Below are 21183 nucleotides of genomic sequence, written 5' to 3'. Positions count from 1 at the left end.
TAATCTATTAATTAATATCTGTCAAAGTTTGCTTGATAAAATTGAAATAAAGCTATATTATAGTGAATATATAGATATATTCATATTAAGAGGAGGGCAATTTTAATGAGGACGTTTTTTCTATTGTTTATATACTTTTTCTATCTTCTAGTTCAAGTGTTTAGAATGATAAAACTTAAGTTTCTTTATAAGTTTAAGGGAAAAGAAATAGCTGAAAAATATACAGATAAAGTGCTTTTAAAGTGGGTTAAGGTGACAAATAAAATTTTTGGAGTGAAAATCAGAGTACATGGCAGGGAAAATATTCCTAACCAAGCTTGTGTGTTTATAGGAAATCATCAAAGTAATTTTGATATTACAGCTTTGATAGAGGCGGCTAATTTACCTATGGGGTTTATTTCAAAGAAAGAGGTATTAAAGGTTCCAGTTATAGGCTATTGGATGAAAGCTATTCATTGTGTAGGCATGGATAGGGAAAATGTAAGAGAGGCTGTTAAAGTCTTTAAAGAGGGTAGTGATAATATAAAGAATGGTCATAATATGACCATATTTCCAGAGGGTACAAGAGCGAAAGATGGAGTTATGAAAGATTTCAAGCAAGGTAGCTTTAAATTAGCTACAAAAGCAAAAGCACCTATAATTCCTGTAACAATTTCAGGGACAAACAAGGCATATGAACTTGAAGGCAAGTTAAGAAAAGCAACTGTAGATGTCACTTTCCATAAACCCATATATACAGCAGAGCTTTCTAAAGAGGATGAAAAAAATTTAGCTGAAAAAATTCAAAAAATAGTGAAATCAGCATTATAAAATTATTGATTTATGAGAAAAATAGACTAAGCAACAGTTAGACGATTGCTTAGTCTATTTATTTTATTTAAAACAAAAATTAAATAAGAGCTTTTTTTGAAAAATGAAAAATTTATCTTTATAATATTGCAAAATATATGGTATAATGTTTATTGAATTGGAGATTAACTTTAAATTGTGAAATATTAAAAAAAAATAAATTCATTTAGGGGGCTATTTTTTATGATTAAGGAATTTTCTATGAGTAATGATAAGGCAGTAATTAACTTTACAGCTAAGTATTGTAGTGACTATCAAACTTTATTAGAAAGTGATGGATTTAAAAGAGTTTTAGAAAACTTTTTAACCACAGCTGAGAGAAGAAATACAAACAGTTTTAAATTTGTTAAGGAAAAATTAAAAGTTAATGATATTCATGAAATAGCTAAGAAAATTACTACTACATTTCTTTTATTAGCAACTATGAATGTTGAGGAAATTGCAGATTTTAATCAAGAATATTCAGTTCTATTAGATAATAGAGATGAGTTTATCTCTTTTGTAGAAGCATTATATTCTTTCTGGAGAAGGCTTGAAAGATATTCTATTGTTCACAATAATAGAATTAAGGCAGGAATTGCAGCAGTAAGCTTTACAGAGGCTAATCCAGGTTTTTCAAAATTAATACTATCTTTATATAGAAAGATAGAAAAGAATGTATTGGGGTCGAGCCCTAATATATATAGACAATTGCCAGCAGGTTCAAATGCATGCATGATGTTAAGTGATGTTATTTGGCCAGTACCAAACGGATATCAATCATTAGAGGAAATACCTTTTATTGATACTATTGCTTTAGAGACTCCATTTATAACTTATCCTAAAAAGAATACAAGGGATGGAATGTTTTCTGAAATAGATTCAAATCCATTAGCAAAGGCTAGAATTGACAAAGATCATTGGTTCTGTTATCCAGCCAAAATAGGGGAGTTATTAGGGTTCGTTTATTTCCATAGAGATTTTATGGAACATGGTATTGCATTATGTAACTTATTTGAACTTGCAAAGATAGAAGAGTACAGAGGAAGAAAACCTGATTTAATTTATGTATATGGGGCAAGAGATGAGGGGGAAGAATTAAAAACTGTATTCTATGATGATGAAGAAAATGATATAATGCTAGGTTTTGTAAATCATAGTGAAGAAATAGATTACTTTGGATATATGAAGAAAATGTGTTTAACATTACACAATTTAATCATGATAAAAAGAGGATACTTACCAACACATGGAGCTATGGTTAACATAGTATTAAAGAATGGTAAGGAAGCTAATGTAGTAATTATGGGAGATAGTGGTGCAGGTAAGTCAGAAAGCTTAGAAGCATTTAGAGGATTAAGTGAAGAATACATTAGTGATATGACTGTAGTATTTGATGATATGGGAGTAATGAAGGAAAAAGACGGTCAAATATATGGATATGGTACTGAAATAGGTGCATTTGTTAGATTAGATGATTTAGATCAAGGATATGCATTTAAAGAAATGGATAGAAGTATATTTATGAATCCGGATAAGATAAATGCAAGACTTATTATGCCAGTAGCATCTTATAAAGAGATTACTAAAGGTTATAAAATTGACTTATTACTTTATGCAAACAACTATACTGAAGTAACAGAAGGAGAGGATTCAATTACTTTCTTTGATAATGTTGAAGAAGCTAAGAAGGTGTTTAGAGATGGGGCAAGAATGGCGAAGGGAACTACTACAGAAACAGGAATAGTGACCTCATATTTTGCAAATCCTTTTGGTCCAGCTCAAAAGATTAAGGAAACTGATGTTATTTTAGATAGATATTTTGATTTATACTTCAAAAATAATATAAAGGTAGGTCAAATAAAAACTTGTCTAGGAATAAAGGGTTCAGAAAAGACAGGTCCAAGAAAAGCAGCAATTCAATTATTTGATATAATTAATAATGAAATTTAATTAGACAAACAAAAAGTCATTCACTGGCAATCAAGCAGTGAATGACTTTTTTATTCTTTAGGAAATTATAATAAAATCAAAATTCATTGGTTTTCCTTACTGGAATTTTTTCCATTATCTTTATTCTTATCCTTTATATTAAATTCTGTTAGCAGTTTGAATTTATTTTGTATTTCCTTAAAGATGACATCAAATTTATTTGATTTAACTGTTGGGAAAGCCTTAATTAATCTAATATGATTAAAATTAAGTTTTTCAAACTGATTTTCGTATTTTACCCTCATAGTGCCAAAGGTATCCTTTGCTTTGGTTTTAGTATTTGAAAATACTTGTTTTGATTTGCCCATTAATTCATCATAGCTAGTAAGCATCTGTGATAAAATCTTATTTAATTGTATTAATGATATTATGGTTAATACAAAGTCACAAATGAAATATACTATTAAAATAGATAATGAATAGAATAATACACTATTAGGGATGAATTCAATTAAAAATTCAAATATTGGTTGTACTATTTTTATTATAAGTACGCAAGCAGCTCCCCACATAAGTGAAAATGGCAAACAAATTCTACCATTAATATTAAATGGATCCTCTGTATAGTCCCACCATTTTGAATTAAATAGTTTTTCTAGTACATAGCTAGTTACGTATTCAATTACGGAAGTAAGTACTGTGGAAGCAATAAAAAGCAAAATTATATTATCTTTAAAAGAATCCACGGACCATAAAATTAAAATAACTCCACTTCCATAAATTGGACAAAATGGACCGAATAAAAAGCCTCTATTTACAAAGTAGCCTCTATGAGTATAAGCGTAGGCAACCTCAAAAATCCAACCGAAGAAAGAATAAATAACAAATAATAAAAATAATTTCATAAAAGACAAGTTAGTTACAATAAAGTTTTCCATTTATAGCTCCTTAAATAATTATATTTTGTAATAAAATAACCCATCCCTAGGTTAAAGGGATGAGTTATTTTATTAATCCATTGAAGAATATCTGTCTTTAGCGAAAAATGATATAGCATATAGTCCGGCAATGCCTACTAATGAATAAATTATACGACTAAAGCCTGTCATGGTACCAAATAAAGCTGCAACTAAGTCAAATTGAAAGAATCCTATAAGACCCCAGTTTACAGCACCTATTATGACTAGAATAAGTGCAATTGTATCTAATGCTTTCATGCATAAACACTCTCCTTCTATATAAGTCTATAAGAATATTTTAACCATGAAATTAAATTCTATACGTGGATTAATATAAAACTATTTCTTTAACTTCAATTACAAGTTTACTAAATTATAATTTAATATTTCTATCTATAGGTTGAGAAAGAGAAATTAAAGTATCTGTTCTTTCAATACCAGAAATGACATTTACTTTATTCATTAAAATATCCTGTAAATCAGTTATGTTCTTGCAAACTAATTTAGCAAATAACGAGTAGTTACCTGTTATTAAATGTAACTCAACAACTTCATTTATTTTTGATAATTCATCACATACTGCTGAGAATGAAGAAGTTTTGTCCACATAAACTCCAACAAAACAACATACGTCATATCCTAATGTAGGTAGATTAAGAAGAATTCTTGTCCCTTTTATAATGCCTAAGTCTTCCATCTTTTTCATTCTTACATGAATTGTACCACCACTTACATGACATATTCTAGCTATTTCTAGATAAGGAGTTCTACAATCCTTTATTAAAATATCAAGTATTTGTAAATCTAATTCATCTAATTGAGAGTTTTGTATACCAGTCAAAAAATCACCTCTTCTGATAAAAATCATAATCTTTTAATTGTATTTTATCAAAAATATAATAAATTTACTACTAATTTTTTAAAAAATATAATTATAAATTCTTTTAATTAATATATTCTTAATAATATAAAAGCATAAATTATGCTAATTGACAAATTAATAATCAATTTTTTCTTGAAAATAAGTAATATTTAACTTAATATTATAAATAGAAGTCTAATGATGGGAGGAAATAAATATGAACACTGTAATCATGATATTAATTGCGATAGCGGCTATTCTTTTTTCGCTTATTGGATATAGTTTTTTAAACATATATGTATTAAGAAAGTTTAAACCAAATAAGTGGATTGTCTTAGCAAGTGCTATTATTATGTTTGCTTGTCCTGTAGTTATAAATGCTATAACTAAAACGCAAAATTTAATAGTTAACTTAGTATTTTCAATTATATTTTTTATTTTAACTCTTTGGTTTTTTGATTTATATAAATATGGACAAAACAAAAAGAATGTTAAGCAAAAAGAAATAAAGATAAAACCAAAGGCAAAACCAAACAGAGCAAAACAATCAAATAATGAAAAAAAGAAGTAGAGTCTAATTAGAGGACTCTACTTCTTTTTTTCTATAAATACAGGTGAACTTATGGATAAAACTGTATTATTACTAACTACTCTGATTAAAAACCATTGTTCATTATAATAAAGTTGTCTTTTGAAAACATACCGTATACATTTTAATGGAACAGTATTTAGTGATTTTATAATGTTACCGCCTTTAGAAATTATATCTACCCCAGTTATTTTATTTTCTGAATCTTCAACAAAAATATAAAATGATAATAAATCATCTTCTTGAGCAGTCAAAGTTTTTCCCATAGGGGTGAAATTTATGGAAAAAAATAACTTTAAAGTTTTTGAGATAGTTGCATAACTTAATCTGGCTTTTAATGATTCTATAAGTAAGTTTGAGTATATATCTTTTGTGATTATGCCTGTATGCCATTGTTTTTGTTCTGATGAGCTTTGAAGGCTAAAAGAACTAATTGCACCTAACTTCCATCCTTTGTCTAGCATATGAAAGTATATGTGTTCATAACTAGAAAAACTTAAATCGTAGCTATAATTTGATATTTCAATTAATCTAAACTTTTCCTTTAGAGAGTTATCTAATGGCAGATTTAGAATACCTGTATGAGGTTTTTTTATACAAATAAAAGTCGTCTTGTCATAATCCAACCAATTTATTAAATCTGCTAGGTTTTTTATACAGCCTTTATAAATAAAGTTACAATCAAAAAAATTAAAATAGCCCAATGGATTAGCTGAGATATTACAAGAAAAAAAACAGGGATAATCTAATTTTTTACTTATATTGTTTAAGTATTCTTTAAGTAAACTTAATATGGATGATTTTTTTTCATTAGAAAATTTAAATTTGGATAAATTAAAATTAGATTGGCAAATACCTAAGAATTTTAAATTACTTCGTAAAAATTTTTTTAATATTGGAGACAATTCTTCAATATTAGATAATTCAAAATTAGGTATTCCAACATAATATTTATAGCTATCAGATTTTTCATCTAGAAAATTACTATTAAAGTCTAAGGTCATATTACTATCCTAAAAATATTGCTATAATTTATAATATTACTAATAACATAAAAACTTACCAGGGAGGAGAAAAAAATGATAATAAATTTTGAAGAGAAGGCGCCTAATATACATGAAACAGTATATGTTGCTAATAATGCTACAATTATAGGTAATGTTACTATTGGAAAGAATTCTAGCGTTTGGTTTAATGCAGTTCTAAGAGGAGATTCAAGTAATATAATTATTGGAGAAAATTCTAATATACAAGATAATTGTGTTATACATATGGATCAAGAGGATGAAGTAAGAATAGGTGATAATGTTACTATAGGTCATGGGGCTATAATTCATGGATGTGTCATAGAAGATAATTGTTTGATTGGTATGGGAGCCATAATATTAAATGGGGCAGTTATAAAGAAAAACTCTATTATAGGAGCAGGAGCTTTAGTTACTCAAAATAAAGTTATACCTGAAAACTCTTTGATTATGGGGTCTCCGGCAAAGGTCAAACGACAACTGACTTCAGAAGAAATATTAAGTAACAGAGAATCTGCTGACTACTATGTGAGCTTAAGTAAAAAATATTGACTATATGGAAATTTAGTAGTAAAATGTAAACCTGTTGCAAAAATATAATAAGTTAGGGGTGAAATTATGATTGAACTTGAAAACGTATGTAAGACTTTTAAAGTCCACAAGAGGAATGCCGGTTTAGGCAAAGCTGTAAAGTCGTTATTTAAAAGGGAGTATGATATGGTTAAAGCGCTAGATAATATATCCTTTAAAATAGCTGATGGAGAAATGGTTGGATATATTGGTCCCAATGGTGCAGGTAAAAGCACAACCATAAAAATAATGAGTGGCATTTTATATCCAGACAAAGGAAAATGCTTAATTAATGACAAAGTTCCATGGCAGGACAGAGTTAGCCATGTGAAAGATATAGGAGTAGTCTTTGGACAGAGAAGTCAACTTTGGTGGGATGTTGCCGTGGGAGACTCTTATGAATTACTTAAAGAAATATACAAGATACCAGATAAGAAATATAAAGATAACTTGATGATGTTAACAGATTTGCTTGACATTGAGGAACTTATTAAAATGCCAACTAGGCAGTTAAGTCTTGGACAACGTATGAGATGCGAAATAGCTGCAGCCTTATTACATAGTCCTAAAATATTATTTCTAGATGAGCCAACCATAGGCCTTGATGCCGTTTCTAAAATTGCAGTGAGAGAATTTATAAAAACTATCAATAAAGAAAATAAAACCACTGTAATCCTAACAACTCATGATACCCAAGATATTGAAGCATTGACTAAAAGAATAGTACTTATAGGAAAAGGAAAGGTTCTTCTAGATGGAAATTTGGAAGATTTAAAACAGAATTTTAGTAAGGAAAGAACTATGAGTTTAGAGTATTCAGGAGAACTTAAAGACTTGCCACAAGGATTACGTATTTTAAGTAAGCAATCAGGAAGGGCAGCTCTTTCAATAGATACAGAGATTATTTCTACGTCAAAAGCCATAAGCAATATTGCTGATATGGTGGACTTACGGGATTTTTCTTTAGATTCAGTTAGTACAGAAGATGTAGTAGTAGGATTGTACAAGGAGTACAAAATATGAAAGCGTACTTCTCATTTTTTAAGATTAGATTTATTAATGGATTGCAGTATAGAGCCGCAGCTTATGCAGGCATAGCTACACAATTAGCTTGGGGATTCATGTATATTATGCTTTATGAAACCTTTTATAAAAGCAATCCCTCTAAAGCTCCCATGGAGTTTTCTCAACTAGCATCCTACATTTGGTTGCAACAAGCCTTCTTAGCACTTTTCATGACTTGGTTTTTAGATAATGATATTTTTGACTTAGTTTCATCAGGGAATGTAGCTTATGAACTTTGCAGACCAATGGATTTATATAATACTTGGTTCTCAAAAAGTTGTGCCAATAGACTTTCTAAGGCATTATTGAGGTTTGGACCAATTTTGTTAATAGCTTTTCTTTTACCTAAACCATATAAATTTTATATACCTAATTCTTTGGAAGAGTTTCTACTATTTATCATATCTATGGTATTAGCACTCCTAGTGGTAGTTGGCTATACAATGTTTATATACATTTGTACCTTTTATACAGTATCTCCTATGGGCGTAAGAATGGTATTTGTTATGATTGCAGATTTTTTTGCTGGTGGCTTAATTCCGTTACCATTGTTACCAGATTGGCTTACTAAATATGTAAATCTAACCCCATTTGCTTCCATGCAGAATATGCCTTTTAGAATTTATAGCGGAAATTTATCTGGCAAAGATGCGTATATTTCAGTAGGTATTCAAGCTTTTTGGGCAGTTATATTAGTTGTTCTTGGTAAGTTAATGATGACAAGAGCACTAAAAAATGTAGTGGTACAAGGAGGTTAGAAAATGAGATTATATTTAAAATATTTATCTGTTCATGTTAGAAGTATGATGGAATATAAGACTTCATTTTTTCTTACCATGATAGGACAAGCACTTACTACTTGTTTTTCTTTTATAGCAATGTATTGTTTATTTGATAGATTTGGAGGAATAAAGGGTTATACCTTTAATCAAGTGTTGTTATGTTTTAGTACAATATGTATGTCCTTTTCTTTAGGAGAGTGTTTTGGAAGAGGCTTTGATAGCTTTTCAAAAATAATATCAAATGGTGAATTTGATAGGATAATGGTAAGACCTAGAAGTGAAATTTTGCAAGTGTTGGGATCTAGGATAGAACTCACTAGAATGGGAAGATTGATACAAGCTATATTTATATTGATTTATGCAATAATAACTTGCAATATTAAATGGAATTTTGGAAAGATAGTAACCTTATTTCTTATGATAGCTGCAGGAACATATTTATTTTTCTGTCTATTTAAAATTTATGCATCATTTTGCTTTTTTACAATTGAGGGATTAGAATTTATGAATATTTTCACGGATGGCGGTAGAGAGATAGCAGCGTATCCTTTGGATATTTATAAAAATTGGGTGCTCAAATTTTTTACTTATATAGTACCTTTAGCTTTTGTAAATTACTATCCATTTCTATTTTTAATAGATAAATGTGGTGGAAATGAAGTATTTTATATGCTGTCTCCATTATTAGTGTTCCTATTTGCAATACCAAGCAAAATTTTATGGTATATAGGAGTACGTCATTACAAATCCACAGGATCTTAAGTTTATTTAAAGAATAAGTAAGTCCATATTCTGGTCTATTTGGACTTGCTATTTATTTTCAGATACTTAATAAAATCAGATTAACTAATGTTAAACCTTATTTGACAGATAATGAGATAAATATTAAAATTGAACAAAATAGATTGGGGGAGATGGAATGAGATTTAAAATACTTCATACAAATGATATTCATAGTAACTTTGAAAACTTTGCGAAAATAGTCACTAAAATTAATGAATTAAAAGATGAGAACACAATAATATTGGATGCAGGTGATTTCGCAGACTTTAAGCGAGTAGAATTACAAGGAACTAATGGAATAGCAGCAGTAGACTTACTTGAAGCCGCAAAATGTGATGCTATATCAATTGGAAACAATGAAACTTTTGGCGGTGTAGATAAGCTAGTAAATATGGCTACGGATGGAAGAGTTAAGTTTATCACAAGCAATATGAATATGCTAGAAGGTGGAGATATACCTGGAGTAAAAAAAAGCTTAATAATTGAAAAAAATAATATTAGATTTTTAATAATAGGGGCTTCACCAAACATTGGGGAATTTAGTGCTTTATGTGGTCTTGAAATAATAGATGATATTGAAGCTATAAGACAAGAAATAGATAAAAATAAAGGTTTTTATGATGTTTGTATATTCTTGTCTCACCTTGGAATGGATAAGGATAAAGAAATAGCCAATTCCATAGAAGAGGTAGATGTTATTATAGGTGGACATTTTCATATATTAATGGAATCACCAGAAGTAATTAATGGTACAATAATTCATACCTCAGGACAATTTGGGGAGCATCTTGGAGTACTTAATATAGATATAGACGAAAATAAAGTTAAGTTAATAGATGGGGAAAACATAAAGGTTGAAACATTTGACATGAACGAAGATATAACAGATATTCTTAAAAGGGATAAGGAAATAGCAATAGAGAATCTTTCAGAACCTTTATACAAGCTGGACAAGACTTTATGGCATGATGTTATGGAAGAAAACCCAATAACAAACCTGCTAGCAGATGGATTATACAAAATGTATGAGTGCGATCTTGGTATAATTAATAGCGGGATTTTAAACGGAGGATTTAAAAAGGGCAAAATGACTAAACTTAAATTCCTTCAAGCTGCTCCATCGCCTTTAAATCCAACATACTTTGAGATTGAGGGAAGATATCTAAAGGCAGCACTTGAAGCTTCCTTTGATGACCAAGTGTTATTAAGTGATGGAAGGGGACCAGGTTTTAGAGGCAAGTATGTTGGTAAATTGCATGTTTCAAACAATGTAAAAATTTTATATAGAAAAAGAAAAATTCAAGATATTATTATTAACGGAAGTAGTCTTGAAGAAAATAAGGTTTATAGAGTAACAAGTTCTGATTACTTGCAAAGAGGTTCAGGCTATATTGCTTTAAAAAATAATAATAATGTAATATACCATGAATGGTATATAAGAGATTTGCTTGAAAAAGAATTAGCAGATGAAGAAATGGTAAATGAATGTTTTAATGATAGATGGATAGAAGCATAATGTATAAGCATTGAGATGTGTAAATTAAACAGATCTCAATGTTTTTTCATTTTAGTTTATCAAGTGAAACTTGATTCAGGTGGGGTTTAATCCCCATCTGAATCTTAGTTGAACTTACACCCTCAAGGGGTACCTCGTCCAGGAGCGTGCAGCCGTTATCTCCAACTTAAGCAGAAAACCTAAATCTATGATTTAGTGTTAATCGGTTAAGCAGATATCTCAAATCTATGATTTGATGATGGTCGCTTACTCTGTGAGTACTCATCTGACTTTAGGAAGAGGAGTTTCATATAAAGTTGGAGTGCTACGGATGCTAGCTATCGGATGAAATTTGCAACAATTAGTTTGTTTGACTATATCTATAAATTGTGTGCTTAAATATTAGCATTAAAACTTCATTAATAATTAGTGGGATAAGGCATAGTAAAATTCCAAATACAGTTTTAAGTTTATAAAACATATAATAAATGCTGAATTATTATGTGTGTTAAAAAAGAATTTATATAAATAGCTTTTCTATTTAAAAAAATTTGATATAATTTATTTAAGACACCTTTAAAAATAAGTAAGTTCATAGGGGATTGTAATTGGACTTTTTATTTATTTTCAGATGCCTAAGTGAGGATGTGATTATATGGAGATAGGTAGAGTTGGGAGCAAACCCACAATGTCTACAGATAGAAAAAAACTGGAAACAAAGAAGGACTTTTCTCAAAGCTTTAACCAAGCCCATCAGAGAAAGTCTCAAGAAGAATTAAAGAAAATGTTAGAAGATATAAATAAGAAGGGTAATAGGTTGGTTATAACTAAATGTTATGCAGATGTATTTGCTTATAAAAAGATGATTAAAGAGTACTTGAGAATGATTTTAGAAGATATGTATTCTGTAAAAAAGGACGTAAGTTTTTGGCAGACTCAATATTTTATTACTGTAGATACTATTGATTCAAAGTTAGAAGAGTTGACACAATCATTGTTAGATCAAGAAAAAGAAAATCTTAACATTGCTGCTACAGTTGATGAAATACAGGGACTTATAGTGGACATTTACAGATAAGAAATTTGTACATAAATTATATATAGAATGGAAACTGCTTATAGATGAGACTATAAGCAGTTTTTGATTTTGATGATTATATAAAACTCTCGTAACTAGCATCAGATGGCATTCTTAAATCACCACGAGGTGAAAGGCTGATAGTACCTACCTTTGGACCATCTGGAAGAGCAGAACGCTTAAACTGTTGAGTAAAGAATCTTCTTATAAATTTATCAAGCCATTTTGAAATTTCCTCATTAGAGTAAACATCTTTAAATGCTTGTTGTGCAAGGAAGAATAATCTCTCCTTTGAAGAACCATGACGCATAAAATGATATAGGAAGAAGTCATGTAGTTCATAAGGACCAACTATATCTTCAGTTTTTTGAGCAATTTCTCCATTAGCATCCTTTGGAAGTAGTTCAGGACTTACAGGTGTTTCTAAAATATCTATTAATGTTTCAGAAGTTAACTTATCTGTTTCATAATCTGCCACATATCTAACTAAGAATCTTACAAGGCTCTTAGGAATTGAGCAGTTTACAGAATACATACTCATATGGTCACCATTATATGTACACCAACCTAAAGCAAGTTCTGATAAATCACCTGTTCCAATTAATAAGCCGCCTTCCTTATTGGCTAAGTCCATTAGTATTTGGGTTCTCTCTCTAGCTTGAACATTCTCATAAGTTACATCATGAATATTTTTATCATGACCAATATCTTTAAAATGTTGAAGGCAAGCATCTACAATGTTGATTTCCCTTAAGTCGCAATTAAGTTCCTTACATAGAGTTACTGCATTGTTATATGTTCTATCAGTAGTTCCAAAACCAGGCATAGTTATAGTAACTATATTTTTTCTTGGCATTTTCAGCATATCAAAAGTTTTAACTATTACTAAAAGTGCAAGGGTAGAATCTAAACCACCAGAGATACCAATAACAGCTTTTTGAGATTTGGTATGTGAAAATCTTTTTGCTAAGGCAGCACATTGTATGTTGAATATTTCCTTGCAACGTTCTTCTCTTTCTTTCTCATTAGAAGGAACGAAAGGATGAGGATTTATATATCTATTGAAATTATTAATAGAAGTTTCTTTGAATTCAAAATTGATTTCACGAACATTTTTATTAAATAAATGTTGAGAATCTCTAAAACTTAAATTCTTTAATCTTTCTGCATCTAGTTTAAATAAGTCAACTACTGTAGTGAGAACTTCATTTTCTCTTTGAAATCTGTTATTTTCTTTTATAATTCCACCATTTTCACCTATAAGCAAGTGACCACTAAATAGTACGTCGGTAGAAGATTCGTAAACACCGCAGGAAGAGTAGATATAGGAAGTTATTGTTCTTGCACTTTGGTTAGCCACAAGAGCTCTTCTATAATCACTTTTACTTACAAGTTCGTTAGAAGCAGAGGTGTTTCCAATAACATTTGCACCATTTAAGGCTAAATAAGAGCTAGGTGGTATTGCAACCCATAAATCTTCACAAATTTCAACTGCATATTTAAAATTCTCATAAGAAAAAATTAAATCTACGCCAAAAGGAATATCTTTTTGGAAAGATAAGTTTACAACTTGACTGGTTATGTTTACTCCTTCAGTGAACCAACGTTTTTCATAGAATTCTGTGTAATTAGGAATGTAGCTTTTAGGAACTATACCTAACAACTTTCCGTCAAAAATTACGTAGGCACAATTATAAAGACAATTTCTTAATAAAAGTGGAGCACCTACAGTAATTAATATATCTTTATCCTTAGAAAAAGTACAAAGATCCTCTAATGCCTTCTCTGATTTTTTTAGTAGTGAGCTTTGAGTAAAAAGATCAGAACAAGTATAAGAGGTAATTGCAAGTTCAGGAAAAACAATGCATTTTGATTCTTCCTTTATAGCATTTTCTATACAGGTTTTTATATTAGTTAAATTAAAATCTATATCAGCTACTTTGGTTATAGGACAACAAGCGCTAACTTTAATAAAATCCATGAATATCATCTCCTTAAGTATATAAGTTGCATCTTTTTAAGAATTTATTTATGTGTTTATATGAAAATCATAGGTAACATTTACTTTGTTTTATATTATTATCTAGTAAATGTCTAATTAAATGTTAAAGGTAAAATGAAAGAAAATCAAGAGTTTAAGAATAAAGAATGGAAATTAGTCTATACTAATAATGCTTAAAGGGCATTACGTAGAACTAAAACTTTTAATTAATTCCTAAAGGATATATAATTAATATGTTATATATCCTATTTTTTTGTCAAAAATCATAATAGATAAACAGGTTTTAGAAAGGAATTAAAGAATGAAGAATTTTTGGTGTGAAGTGTACTTAGATAAACTTTATAATAATTTAAAAATAATAAGAGAAATAGCGGGGGATAAAAAAGTAATTGCAGTAGTAAAAGGCAATGCTTATGGCCTTGGCATACAAGAGATTTCAAAAGCTATTGAGGATAAGGTGGATTATTTTGCAGTGGCAGATATTGAAGAGGCAAAATTACTAAAAACAGAAAAAGAAATATTACTTTTATCACCTTTAATATCAAAAGAAGATTTTAGTACTGATTTAAAAAATATAATATTTACTATTGATAATAAAGAAATTATAAATGACATTCCAGAAGAGTTAGAGGCAAAAGTACATATTTATGTTGATACAGGTATGAATAGAATGGGAGTAAAGGGTGAAGAACTTGGAGATGTCATTTCTCAGATTGAAAATAAATTGCCTAATGTGAAAATAGAAGGAGTTTATACTCATCTTCATCATACTTCTAATGTTAAGTACACATTGAAGCAAATAGATAAGTTTAAATCTTATATAGAACCTTATAAAAATAAATTTAAAATGATACATTGCTTAAACTCATCAGGATTTATAAACGATGAGATAAGAACAGCATGTGATTTTACCAATGCCATAAGAGCAGGAAACATTATTTATGGTTATGATGGTATGGGGAAGGGGCTCACTAGAATATACAATTATTATTCTAAACCAGTGAATGTATGTGAAGTTAAAAAGGGAGAAACTGTAGGTTATGGTTGCTTGTTTAAAGCAAAAAAGACTATGAAAATAGGAATCCTTGGATTTGGAAACATAGAGCATTTTGGTTTTAGCAAGGATTTAAGAAAGAACATTTTTATAGATGTATTAAAAGCTGCTTATAATAGCATAAAGTTTAGACCAGTTATATTTGCAGGTAACAGAGGAATAAGAGTTCTAGGAAGATCAAATATGAACATTACTATAGTAGATATGGCTGGAATTTCTAAGGATGAATTATTAAGGGTGGAAATTAGTCCGATTTTAGCCGATTCAAGAATAAAGAAAATATACTATAACGAAAATAAAGAAGAAGTATTTTTTGATGGTAACATTAGTTTAGCAGGAGATGAATAGAAAATATTCACATAAATTCTAAAATATAATTCCAGAATATTATGCTCAATGATGGGTATATTAATCTCGATGAGATTTTAGGAGGTGAATTAATATGGAAAAGAATCCAAGTATAAAATGTTCAGTTGATGAATGTAAATATCACTCAAATGCTGAAAACTACTGTACTTTATCAGTTATCCAAGTAGGTACACATGAATCTAATCCTACAAAACAAGAATGCACAGACTGTGAATCATTCTCTGTAAAATAGTAAAGATTTAGAAAGTGGTGGTTTAAAATAGAAATCATGAACTAGTAAATAGTCATAATTTCTATTTTTGAATTACCACTTTTTGTTTTTTAATCTTAAGTAAATAAGAGTTTATGTACTGTTGACTTAAATTAACTAATGAAAATACCTGAAATTATAAGTGTAATGGATATTTTCCATAAGTGTTATAATGATAAAAGTTACTATTTTAGAAGAGGAGAGTACATATGCTAATAAGAAAAAATGTTTTAAAGTTAGCTATTCCTATTATGGTGGAGCAGACCTTTGTCATGTTTTTAGGAGTATGTAACACTATGATGGCTGGACATATTGGAGAAGAAGCTGTTTCAGCTATAGGTATGGTAGATTCCATAAATAATATGTTTATTTCATTTTTTGCAGCACTATCAGTTGGAGCAACAGTAGTGGTTTCTCAACAATTAGGAAAAGGGAGAACAAAGAAAGTCAATGAAACAGTTGTACAAGCCCTTGCATCAGGTATTATTGTTTCCGTGGCTGTAACTTTATTATTGTGGATTTTTAGGGTTGGACTAATTAATTCTTTTTATGGATCAGCTGCAGAACTAGTTAAACAAGATGCAAAAATATATTTAGAATTTACTCTTTTTACATATCCATTCATCGCGATTGAGCAAATTGCAAACGGAATTTTAAGAGGTTGTGGTGATACAAAAACTCCAATGTATATTACCATTTTTATGAACTTGATTAATGTACTTTTAGGATTTATTCTTATCTATGGATTGAACTTAGGTGGATTTCATACCAGTTCATTCGGAATAGAAGGAGCAGCAATTGCCATAGCTATTGCAAGATTAGTGGGGACAGTCTTGGTTATTTTAGTGATTTTTAGAGGGAATAGAATAATTAAGATTAAAAACATATTTCCATTTAAATTTGAAATGGAGACGCAAAAAAATATATTCAATATAGGAATTCCAGCTGGAGTAGAACAGTTGCTATTTAATGCAGGAAAATTAATTGTACAAGTCTTTATAGTTACTATGGGAACTGCATCTATTGCTTCTAATACTATAGGAATGTCTATAGCATCTTTATTAAATATTGTTGGCAATTCATTATGTATAGCTGCCACTACCTTAGTTGGTCAATATGTAGGTAGAGATGATGTGAAAGGTGCAAAGGATACGTTGATATACCTTACAAAATTTGCAACAGTTTGTATGGTTGTTTTAGGAATAATCTTTGTTCCTTTAGCACCTATAATGGCTGGGTTATATACAAATAGTAAAGAAGTCATAAAGTTATCCGCTACTTTAATTAGAAGCAACAGTATCGCCATGATATTTTGGCCAATTTCTTTTGTATTATCTTCAGGCCTAAAGGGAGCAGGGGATACCAGATATACTATGATAACTGCCATAATAGGAATGTGGGCTTTTAGAATATTTTCAGGTTATTTACTAGGACTAGTACTTGGTGTTGGTGTTTTAGGAATTTGGATAGCTATGTACATTGATTGGTTTGTTAGAGGTGCGCTATATTGCTATAGATTAAGAGGAACTAAATGGCTTAAGCATAGAATTGCGTAAATCCTTATCCTACAATTAATTACATCAAAATATTATTGATGACAATGCAGATTTTTGTTGTATAATGATATAAAATATTAAATGAATTGGGGGAGGAATAGATGATGGCAGGCAAAGTTGATAGACAAAAGGCTTGGGAGCTTCTTTGTGAATACAATCAAAGTGATGCTCTTAGAAAACATGGTCTTGCTGTAGAAGGGGCTATGAGACATTTTGCAAAATTATACAATGAAGATGAAGATGTTTGGGGCGTAATAGGATTACTGCATGATATAGATTATGAGATGTATCCAGAAGAACACTGTGTTAAATGCCAAGAAATAATGAGAGAACATAACTTACCAGAAAGTTATATTAGAGCAGTAGCATCTCATGGATATGGTATAGTTGTAGATATAAAGCCTGAGAGTAATGCAGAAAAGGTACTTTATACTATAGATGAACTTACAGGTCTTATAGGAGCAGCAGCTTTGATGAGACCCTCAAAAAGTGTAATGGATATAGAAGTTAAATCTGTAAAGAAAAAATTTAAATCGAAGGGATTTGCAGCTGGGGTAGATAGAAATGTAATTTTAAATGGATGTGAAATGATAGATATGCAGCTTGATGATGTTATTGAACATACTATTTTAGGAATGCAGGACGTGGCAGAGGCAATAGGATTATAGAATATGACAGGAACCATAGTAAATAGTTTAGCAATTATTATAGGATGTTTATTAGGGATAGTAATAAAAGACAGGTTAACAGATAAAATAAGTAATACTATAATGCAAGGGTTAGCGTTATGTATCCTGTATATAGGTATTTCAGGAACACTAAAGAGTAAGGATTCAATGATTCCCATGATAATGATAGGATCCATGGTAGTTGGAGCAATCATAGGAGAAATAATAGATATAGACAAGTGGCTTAATAAACTAGGAGAAGTTTTAGAAAAAAAGTTTAAAAAAGAAGGCAATAAGATATCTATTTCAGAAGGTTTTGTTTCATCAAGTTTACTATTTTGTGTAGGGGCTATGGCTATTTTAGGGGCTTTAAACAGTGGCCTTAAAGGAGATAATTCTACACTATATGTAAAATCAATTCTTGATGGAGTAACCTCAATTATACTTGCCTCATCACTAGGAATAGGCGTTATTTTTTCCTCAGTAACTGTGCTGATTTATCAAGGAGCAATAGCATTAAGTTCATCATTATTAGTAGGAGTTCTGAATACTCAAGTAATAGACAATATGACTGCAGTTGGCAGTTTATTAATTGTGGCACTTGGGTTAAATATGTTGAAGGTTACAAAAATAAAGGTAGCCAATTTATTACCAGCAGTAGTGATTCCTATAATTGTAGGTTTATTTATGTAAGATATTCAAATTAGAAAATTATATATTAGAATGTTAAAATAAAAAATAAGAAGAATGAAGTTATATAAATTTCATTCTTCTTATTTTTATATGCACATATAGCGTATAAAAACTATAAATCAGTCAATCTTCCCTTATTTTTCAAATGTGCTATTAATCTTTCAGGATCGTTCATTATTAATTCTTCAGGGAAATTAATTGATTTAAGCATATCTATAGATTCTTTAAACTGTCCAATACTAAAGCAAATATGAGCATCGGAATTTAAAATGATTTTTGCTCCATGTTTTTTGCAAAGCTCAGCAATTTTTGTGCAGTTTGAGTCACTACCTTTTCTTGAGTTACCAAGCATAGAGCTATTATTGATTTCAATCATAATGTCTCTATCTTTAGCTAATTTAACTATTTTTTCATAGTCAAGTTCATAAGCAGGGTTTCCTAGGTGTCCTAATATTTCAATCTTTTCATTGTTTTCCACTGCACTAAATAATGCTTTCATATTACTTTCTAAAGTGTTTGGAGAAAATACATTTTCATGAAAAGATGCGATTAAATAGTCAAGATGAGTTTGATTGTATTCATTTAAATCAATAGTGCCATCTGTATCTAATATATTTGCTTCACAGCCTCTTAATATAGTAACTCCGTTGATAACTCTTGGAACAACCTTAAGGTTTCCAAAGTACCAATAATGAGGAGCATTAGGCATAGCAGGACCGTGTTCAGAGGTTCCTAGAATTTCTATGCCATTCTTAGCACAAAAATCTACATTTTCAAGTAAAGTTGAATAAGCATGCCCACTAACTATAGTATGAGTATGTAAGTCTGATGAGTATTTCATGTTTGCACCACCTTTATATAAATTGTGTTTTAAGCATCTGGAAATGAATAATATGCCTGATATTTATTGCATAGAGGCGCAATTATTTTTCAAAATGCCTTAATACAACATAAAATAAACTTTATTTATTATGTTATACTTTATTTATAGTATATTAAAATATGGTATATAATTCAACAGCAGTACTTTTAAAATCCTTTAACATTAGGTTAAGTATTAATTTAGATTTATATACTTTTAAAATAGTTGAAATAAAAGTTATGAAATTAAGGAGAGAATGCAATGATCTTTTCATCATTTGTTATAAGTGATAAAGAACCTATATATGTACAAATTTGCAATCATATAAAAGATAATATTGAAGCAGGAATGCTGCAGAAAGGTAGTAAATTACCTTCTACTAGAGAAGTTAGCAATGTATTAAAGGTTAGCAGAAATTCAGTAGTAACTGCGTATGAAATCTTAGAAAGTGAAGGCATCATAAAAAGTGTAAAAGGAAAAGGAACCTTTATAGATAAAGTTAGCAGGAACAGTAAGGATAATTTTAATGTTGATTGGAGCTCAATGATTAATGAATATGGGGAAGCTTGTACAAAGTTAGATATATTGAAAACAGAATTGCCATATAAAAAAGGAATGATATCTTTTAAGAGCATTGCTCCAGAAGAGGGCTTATTTGATTTAGAAGAATTTAAAAGGGCATTTTTAAATGTATGCTCCATGGAAGGAGATAAAATATTAAATTATGGTTATGCTAAGGGATATAATAAGTTAATTGATTATTTAATGAAGTATATGCAGGAAAAAGGAGTAAATACTGAAGGAAAGGATATTTTGATTACCAATGGTTTTACAGAAGGATTTGATATAGTATTAAGTTCTTTAACAAAGGCTGGAGATAGCATAATATGTGAAGAGCCTACTCACAATACAGCTATAAAAATTATGAAGACTCATAACTTAAACATAGTAGGAGTACCAATGGATTTAGATGGTATAAACACTAAGGAGTTAGACAAACAAATAAAAGAAACAAATCCTAAGTTAGCATATATTATTCCTTCTTATCATAACCCAACAGGAATTGTTATGAAGGGAGAAAAGAGACAGGAAGTATATAAAATTTGTGAGAAGTATTCAGTTCCAATAATAGAAGATGGTTTTAATGAGGAATTATTATATTCAAGTTCACATGTACCTCCGTTAGTCTCACTTTCTACAGAAGGAAATGGGGTTGTGTATATTGGTAGCTTTTCTAAAATTTTGTTTCCAGGCCTTAGAATTGGCTGGATAATGGCTGATAAGAATTTAATTGGAGCATTAGAAAGTGTAAAAAGAGCTAGAACTATTCATTGTTCCTTTATTGACCAAGCCATTCTGTATCAATATATGAATAGTGGAGCTTTTACTAAGTATGTTAAAAAAGTTAGAAAATATTATAGAGATAAATATAGATTTACTCTTGAAGAAGTAAAGAAAAACATTCCTTATGAATGCATCATGGGTGAAGGAGGGCTACATATATTTATAAAACTTAAAGGAATAAGTTCAAGAGATGTTCTTGCAAAGTGCTATGAAAAAGGAGTCTTATTCATGCCAGGAGATATTTTTTATAGTGGTTCTGGTGGGGAATTTACTATGAGGATAGGCTTCTCAAGAGTAAAAAAAGAAGAGATTAAAAAAGGAATAAAGATAATTGGAGATATAGTAAAAGAAATGTCTTGATAAATTGTACCCGTACATTTTATGTTTTTCTAAGAATTGTGATATAATTCAAGAAAA

21 protein-coding genes are annotated in these 21183 nt (G+C 29.6%); 15 read left to right on the top strand and 6 right to left on the bottom strand.

Going from position 1 to position 21183, the window contains the following annotated elements; all coding sequences use genetic code 11:
• The first annotated feature begins 105 nt into the window (after positions 1–105).
• Both OCU47_RS10290 and OCU47_RS10285 read left to right on the top strand, forming a co-directional pair.
• Positions 106–810, top strand: a complete 705-nt coding sequence (locus OCU47_RS10290; protein ID WP_261828513.1) for a lysophospholipid acyltransferase family protein — start codon at positions 106–108, stop codon at positions 808–810.
• Positions 811–1032: 222 nt separating this feature from the next.
• Entirely contained in the window at positions 1033–2781 is a 1749-nt protein-coding gene (locus tag OCU47_RS10285) for a phosphoenolpyruvate carboxykinase (ATP) (protein ID WP_261828512.1), read from the top strand.
• 83 nt (positions 2782–2864) lie between these two features.
• Here the strand turns inward: OCU47_RS10285 and OCU47_RS10280 are convergent, their stop codons facing one another.
• From OCU47_RS10280 to OCU47_RS10270, 3 genes are all read right to left on the bottom strand, one after another.
• A complete protein-coding gene (locus OCU47_RS10280) occupies positions 2865–3698 on the bottom strand; it encodes a putative ABC transporter permease (protein WP_261828511.1) in 834 nt (277 codons plus the stop codon).
• Between the two features lie 72 nt (positions 3699–3770).
• The gene (locus OCU47_RS10275; protein ID WP_261828510.1) at positions 3771–3977 is read right to left on the bottom strand and encodes a DUF378 domain-containing protein; all 207 of its coding nucleotides are present in this window, start codon (positions 3975–3977) and stop codon (positions 3771–3773) included.
• A 115-nt stretch (positions 3978–4092) separates the two neighbouring features.
• A complete protein-coding gene (locus tag OCU47_RS10270; protein ID WP_376778034.1) occupies positions 4093–4587 on the bottom strand; it encodes an Lrp/AsnC ligand binding domain-containing protein in 495 nt (164 codons plus the stop codon).
• A gap of 211 nt (positions 4588–4798) precedes the next feature.
• Here OCU47_RS10270 and OCU47_RS10265 point away from each other — a divergent pair, with 211 nt between their 5' ends.
• Positions 4799–5152, top strand: coding sequence for a hypothetical protein (locus OCU47_RS10265; protein ID WP_261828508.1), 354 nt, complete (start codon positions 4799–4801; stop codon positions 5150–5152).
• A 17-nt stretch (positions 5153–5169) separates the two neighbouring features.
• On the opposite strand, the gene OCU47_RS10260 is transcribed toward OCU47_RS10265, so the two are convergent.
• Entirely contained in the window at positions 5170–6174 is a 1005-nt protein-coding gene (locus OCU47_RS10260) for a hypothetical protein (RefSeq protein ID WP_261828507.1), read from the bottom strand.
• Between the two features lie 75 nt (positions 6175–6249).
• On the opposite strand from OCU47_RS10260, the gene OCU47_RS10255 reads away from it, so the two are divergent.
• The 6 genes from OCU47_RS10255 (at position 6250) to OCU47_RS10230 (ending at position 11968) form a co-directional block, all read left to right on the top strand.
• Complete coding sequence (locus OCU47_RS10255) at positions 6250–6747, top strand: gamma carbonic anhydrase family protein (RefSeq protein ID WP_261828506.1); 498 nt, start codon at positions 6250–6252, stop codon at positions 6745–6747.
• Positions 6748–6813: 66 nt separating this feature from the next.
• Positions 6814–7788, top strand: a complete 975-nt coding sequence (locus OCU47_RS10250) for an ABC transporter ATP-binding protein (protein ID WP_261828505.1) — start codon at positions 6814–6816, stop codon at positions 7786–7788.
• Entirely contained in the window at positions 7785–8588 is an 804-nt protein-coding gene (locus OCU47_RS10245; protein ID WP_261828504.1) for an ABC transporter permease, read from the top strand. The genes OCU47_RS10250 and OCU47_RS10245 overlap by 4 nt, the downstream gene beginning before the upstream one ends.
• A gap of 3 nt (positions 8589–8591) precedes the next feature.
• Positions 8592–9374 (top strand): ABC transporter permease, encoded by a 783-nt coding sequence (locus OCU47_RS10240; protein ID WP_261828503.1) that lies wholly within the window; start codon positions 8592–8594, stop codon positions 9372–9374.
• A 157-nt stretch (positions 9375–9531) separates the two neighbouring features.
• Complete coding sequence (locus OCU47_RS10235; protein WP_261828502.1) at positions 9532–10911, top strand: bifunctional metallophosphatase/5'-nucleotidase; 1380 nt, start codon at positions 9532–9534, stop codon at positions 10909–10911.
• Positions 10912–11545: 634 nt separating this feature from the next.
• Positions 11546–11968 carry a YaaR family protein gene (locus OCU47_RS10230; RefSeq protein ID WP_261828501.1) on the top strand — a complete coding sequence of 141 codons (423 nt, stop codon included), beginning with the start codon at positions 11546–11548 and terminating at the stop codon, positions 11966–11968.
• 76 nt (positions 11969–12044) lie between these two features.
• Here the strand turns inward: OCU47_RS10230 and OCU47_RS10225 are convergent, their stop codons facing one another.
• Positions 12045–13949 (bottom strand): NAD(+) synthase, encoded by a 1905-nt coding sequence (locus OCU47_RS10225; protein ID WP_261828500.1) that lies wholly within the window; start codon positions 13947–13949, stop codon positions 12045–12047.
• A gap of 322 nt (positions 13950–14271) precedes the next feature.
• Between OCU47_RS10225 and alr the strand changes: the two genes are divergently transcribed.
• The 5 genes from alr to OCU47_RS10200 all read left to right on the top strand — a co-directional run bounded on the left by alr (position 14272) and on the right by OCU47_RS10200 (position 18560).
• Positions 14272–15372, top strand: a complete 1101-nt coding sequence (alr, locus tag OCU47_RS10220; protein ID WP_261828499.1) for an alanine racemase — start codon at positions 14272–14274, stop codon at positions 15370–15372.
• Positions 15373–15466: 94 nt separating this feature from the next.
• On the top strand, positions 15467–15625 hold the full coding sequence (locus OCU47_RS10215) for a DUF1540 domain-containing protein (RefSeq protein ID WP_261828498.1): 159 nt from the start codon (positions 15467–15469) through the stop codon (positions 15623–15625).
• A gap of 227 nt (positions 15626–15852) precedes the next feature.
• The gene (locus OCU47_RS10210; protein WP_261828497.1) at positions 15853–17199 is read left to right on the top strand and encodes an MATE family efflux transporter; all 1347 of its coding nucleotides are present in this window, start codon (positions 15853–15855) and stop codon (positions 17197–17199) included.
• Positions 17200–17303: 104 nt separating this feature from the next.
• On the top strand, positions 17304–17867 hold the full coding sequence (locus OCU47_RS10205) for an HDIG domain-containing metalloprotein (protein ID WP_261830613.1): 564 nt from the start codon (positions 17304–17306) through the stop codon (positions 17865–17867).
• A gap of 3 nt (positions 17868–17870) precedes the next feature.
• Entirely contained in the window at positions 17871–18560 is a 690-nt protein-coding gene (locus OCU47_RS10200) for a DUF554 domain-containing protein (protein WP_261828496.1), read from the top strand.
• A gap of 112 nt (positions 18561–18672) precedes the next feature.
• On the opposite strand, the gene OCU47_RS10195 is transcribed toward OCU47_RS10200, so the two are convergent.
• Complete coding sequence (locus OCU47_RS10195; protein WP_261828495.1) at positions 18673–19401, bottom strand: phosphatase; 729 nt, start codon at positions 19399–19401, stop codon at positions 18673–18675.
• A 282-nt stretch (positions 19402–19683) separates the two neighbouring features.
• Here OCU47_RS10195 and pdxR point away from each other — a divergent pair, with 282 nt between their 5' ends.
• Positions 19684–21126 carry a MocR-like pyridoxine biosynthesis transcription factor PdxR gene (gene pdxR, locus OCU47_RS10190; RefSeq protein ID WP_261828494.1) on the top strand — a complete coding sequence of 481 codons (1443 nt, stop codon included), beginning with the start codon at positions 19684–19686 and terminating at the stop codon, positions 21124–21126.
• Positions 21127–21183 lie beyond the last annotated feature (57 nt).

Source organism: Clostridium sp. TW13, from assembly GCF_024345225.1.
GTDB classification, from domain to species: Bacteria; Bacillota; Clostridia; order Clostridiales; family Clostridiaceae; genus Inconstantimicrobium; species Inconstantimicrobium mannanitabidum.
The sequence above is the reverse complement of the archived record's forward strand: the minus strand, read 5'-3'. Positions and strand labels throughout refer to the sequence as shown.

What these genes read in the sequence shown, in the direction of transcription:
- OCU47_RS10200 (WP_261828496.1), top strand. Translation starts at nt 17,871, where the DNA reads ATGACAGGAACCATAGTAAATAGTTTAGCAATTATTATAGGATGTTTA.
- OCU47_RS10210 (WP_261828497.1), top strand. Translation starts at nt 15,853, where the DNA reads ATGCTAATAAGAAAAAATGTTTTAAAGTTAGCTATTCCTATTATGGTG.
- pdxR (WP_261828494.1), top strand. Translation starts at nt 19,684, where the DNA reads ATGATCTTTTCATCATTTGTTATAAGTGATAAAGAACCTATATATGTA.
- OCU47_RS10280 (WP_261828511.1), bottom strand. Translation starts at nt 3,698, where the DNA reads ATGGAAAACTTTATTGTAACTAACTTGTCTTTTATGAAATTATTTTTA.
- OCU47_RS10290 (WP_261828513.1), top strand. Translation starts at nt 106, where the DNA reads ATGAGGACGTTTTTTCTATTGTTTATATACTTTTTCTATCTTCTAGTT.
- OCU47_RS10255 (WP_261828506.1), top strand. Translation starts at nt 6,250, where the DNA reads ATGATAATAAATTTTGAAGAGAAGGCGCCTAATATACATGAAACAGTA.
- OCU47_RS10195 (WP_261828495.1), bottom strand. Translation starts at nt 19,401, where the DNA reads ATGAAATACTCATCAGACTTACATACTCATACTATAGTTAGTGGGCAT.
- OCU47_RS10285 (WP_261828512.1), top strand. Translation starts at nt 1,033, where the DNA reads ATGATTAAGGAATTTTCTATGAGTAATGATAAGGCAGTAATTAACTTT.
- OCU47_RS10260 (WP_261828507.1), bottom strand. Translation starts at nt 6,174, where the DNA reads ATGACCTTAGACTTTAATAGTAATTTTCTAGATGAAAAATCTGATAGC.
- OCU47_RS10275 (WP_261828510.1), bottom strand. Translation starts at nt 3,977, where the DNA reads ATGAAAGCATTAGATACAATTGCACTTATTCTAGTCATAATAGGTGCT.
- alr (WP_261828499.1), top strand. Translation starts at nt 14,272, where the DNA reads ATGAAGAATTTTTGGTGTGAAGTGTACTTAGATAAACTTTATAATAAT.
- OCU47_RS10270 (WP_376778034.1), bottom strand. Translation starts at nt 4,587, where the DNA reads ATGATTTTTATCAGAAGAGGTGATTTTTTGACTGGTATACAAAACTCT.
- OCU47_RS10250 (WP_261828505.1), top strand. Translation starts at nt 6,814, where the DNA reads ATGATTGAACTTGAAAACGTATGTAAGACTTTTAAAGTCCACAAGAGG.
- OCU47_RS10265 (WP_261828508.1), top strand. Translation starts at nt 4,799, where the DNA reads ATGAACACTGTAATCATGATATTAATTGCGATAGCGGCTATTCTTTTT.
- OCU47_RS10205 (WP_261830613.1), top strand. Translation starts at nt 17,304, where the DNA reads ATGGCAGGCAAAGTTGATAGACAAAAGGCTTGGGAGCTTCTTTGTGAA.
- OCU47_RS10235 (WP_261828502.1), top strand. Translation starts at nt 9,532, where the DNA reads ATGAGATTTAAAATACTTCATACAAATGATATTCATAGTAACTTTGAA.
- OCU47_RS10245 (WP_261828504.1), top strand. Translation starts at nt 7,785, where the DNA reads ATGAAAGCGTACTTCTCATTTTTTAAGATTAGATTTATTAATGGATTG.
- OCU47_RS10225 (WP_261828500.1), bottom strand. Translation starts at nt 13,949, where the DNA reads ATGGATTTTATTAAAGTTAGCGCTTGTTGTCCTATAACCAAAGTAGCT.
- OCU47_RS10240 (WP_261828503.1), top strand. Translation starts at nt 8,592, where the DNA reads ATGAGATTATATTTAAAATATTTATCTGTTCATGTTAGAAGTATGATG.
- OCU47_RS10215 (WP_261828498.1), top strand. Translation starts at nt 15,467, where the DNA reads ATGGAAAAGAATCCAAGTATAAAATGTTCAGTTGATGAATGTAAATAT.
- OCU47_RS10230 (WP_261828501.1), top strand. Translation starts at nt 11,546, where the DNA reads ATGGAGATAGGTAGAGTTGGGAGCAAACCCACAATGTCTACAGATAGA.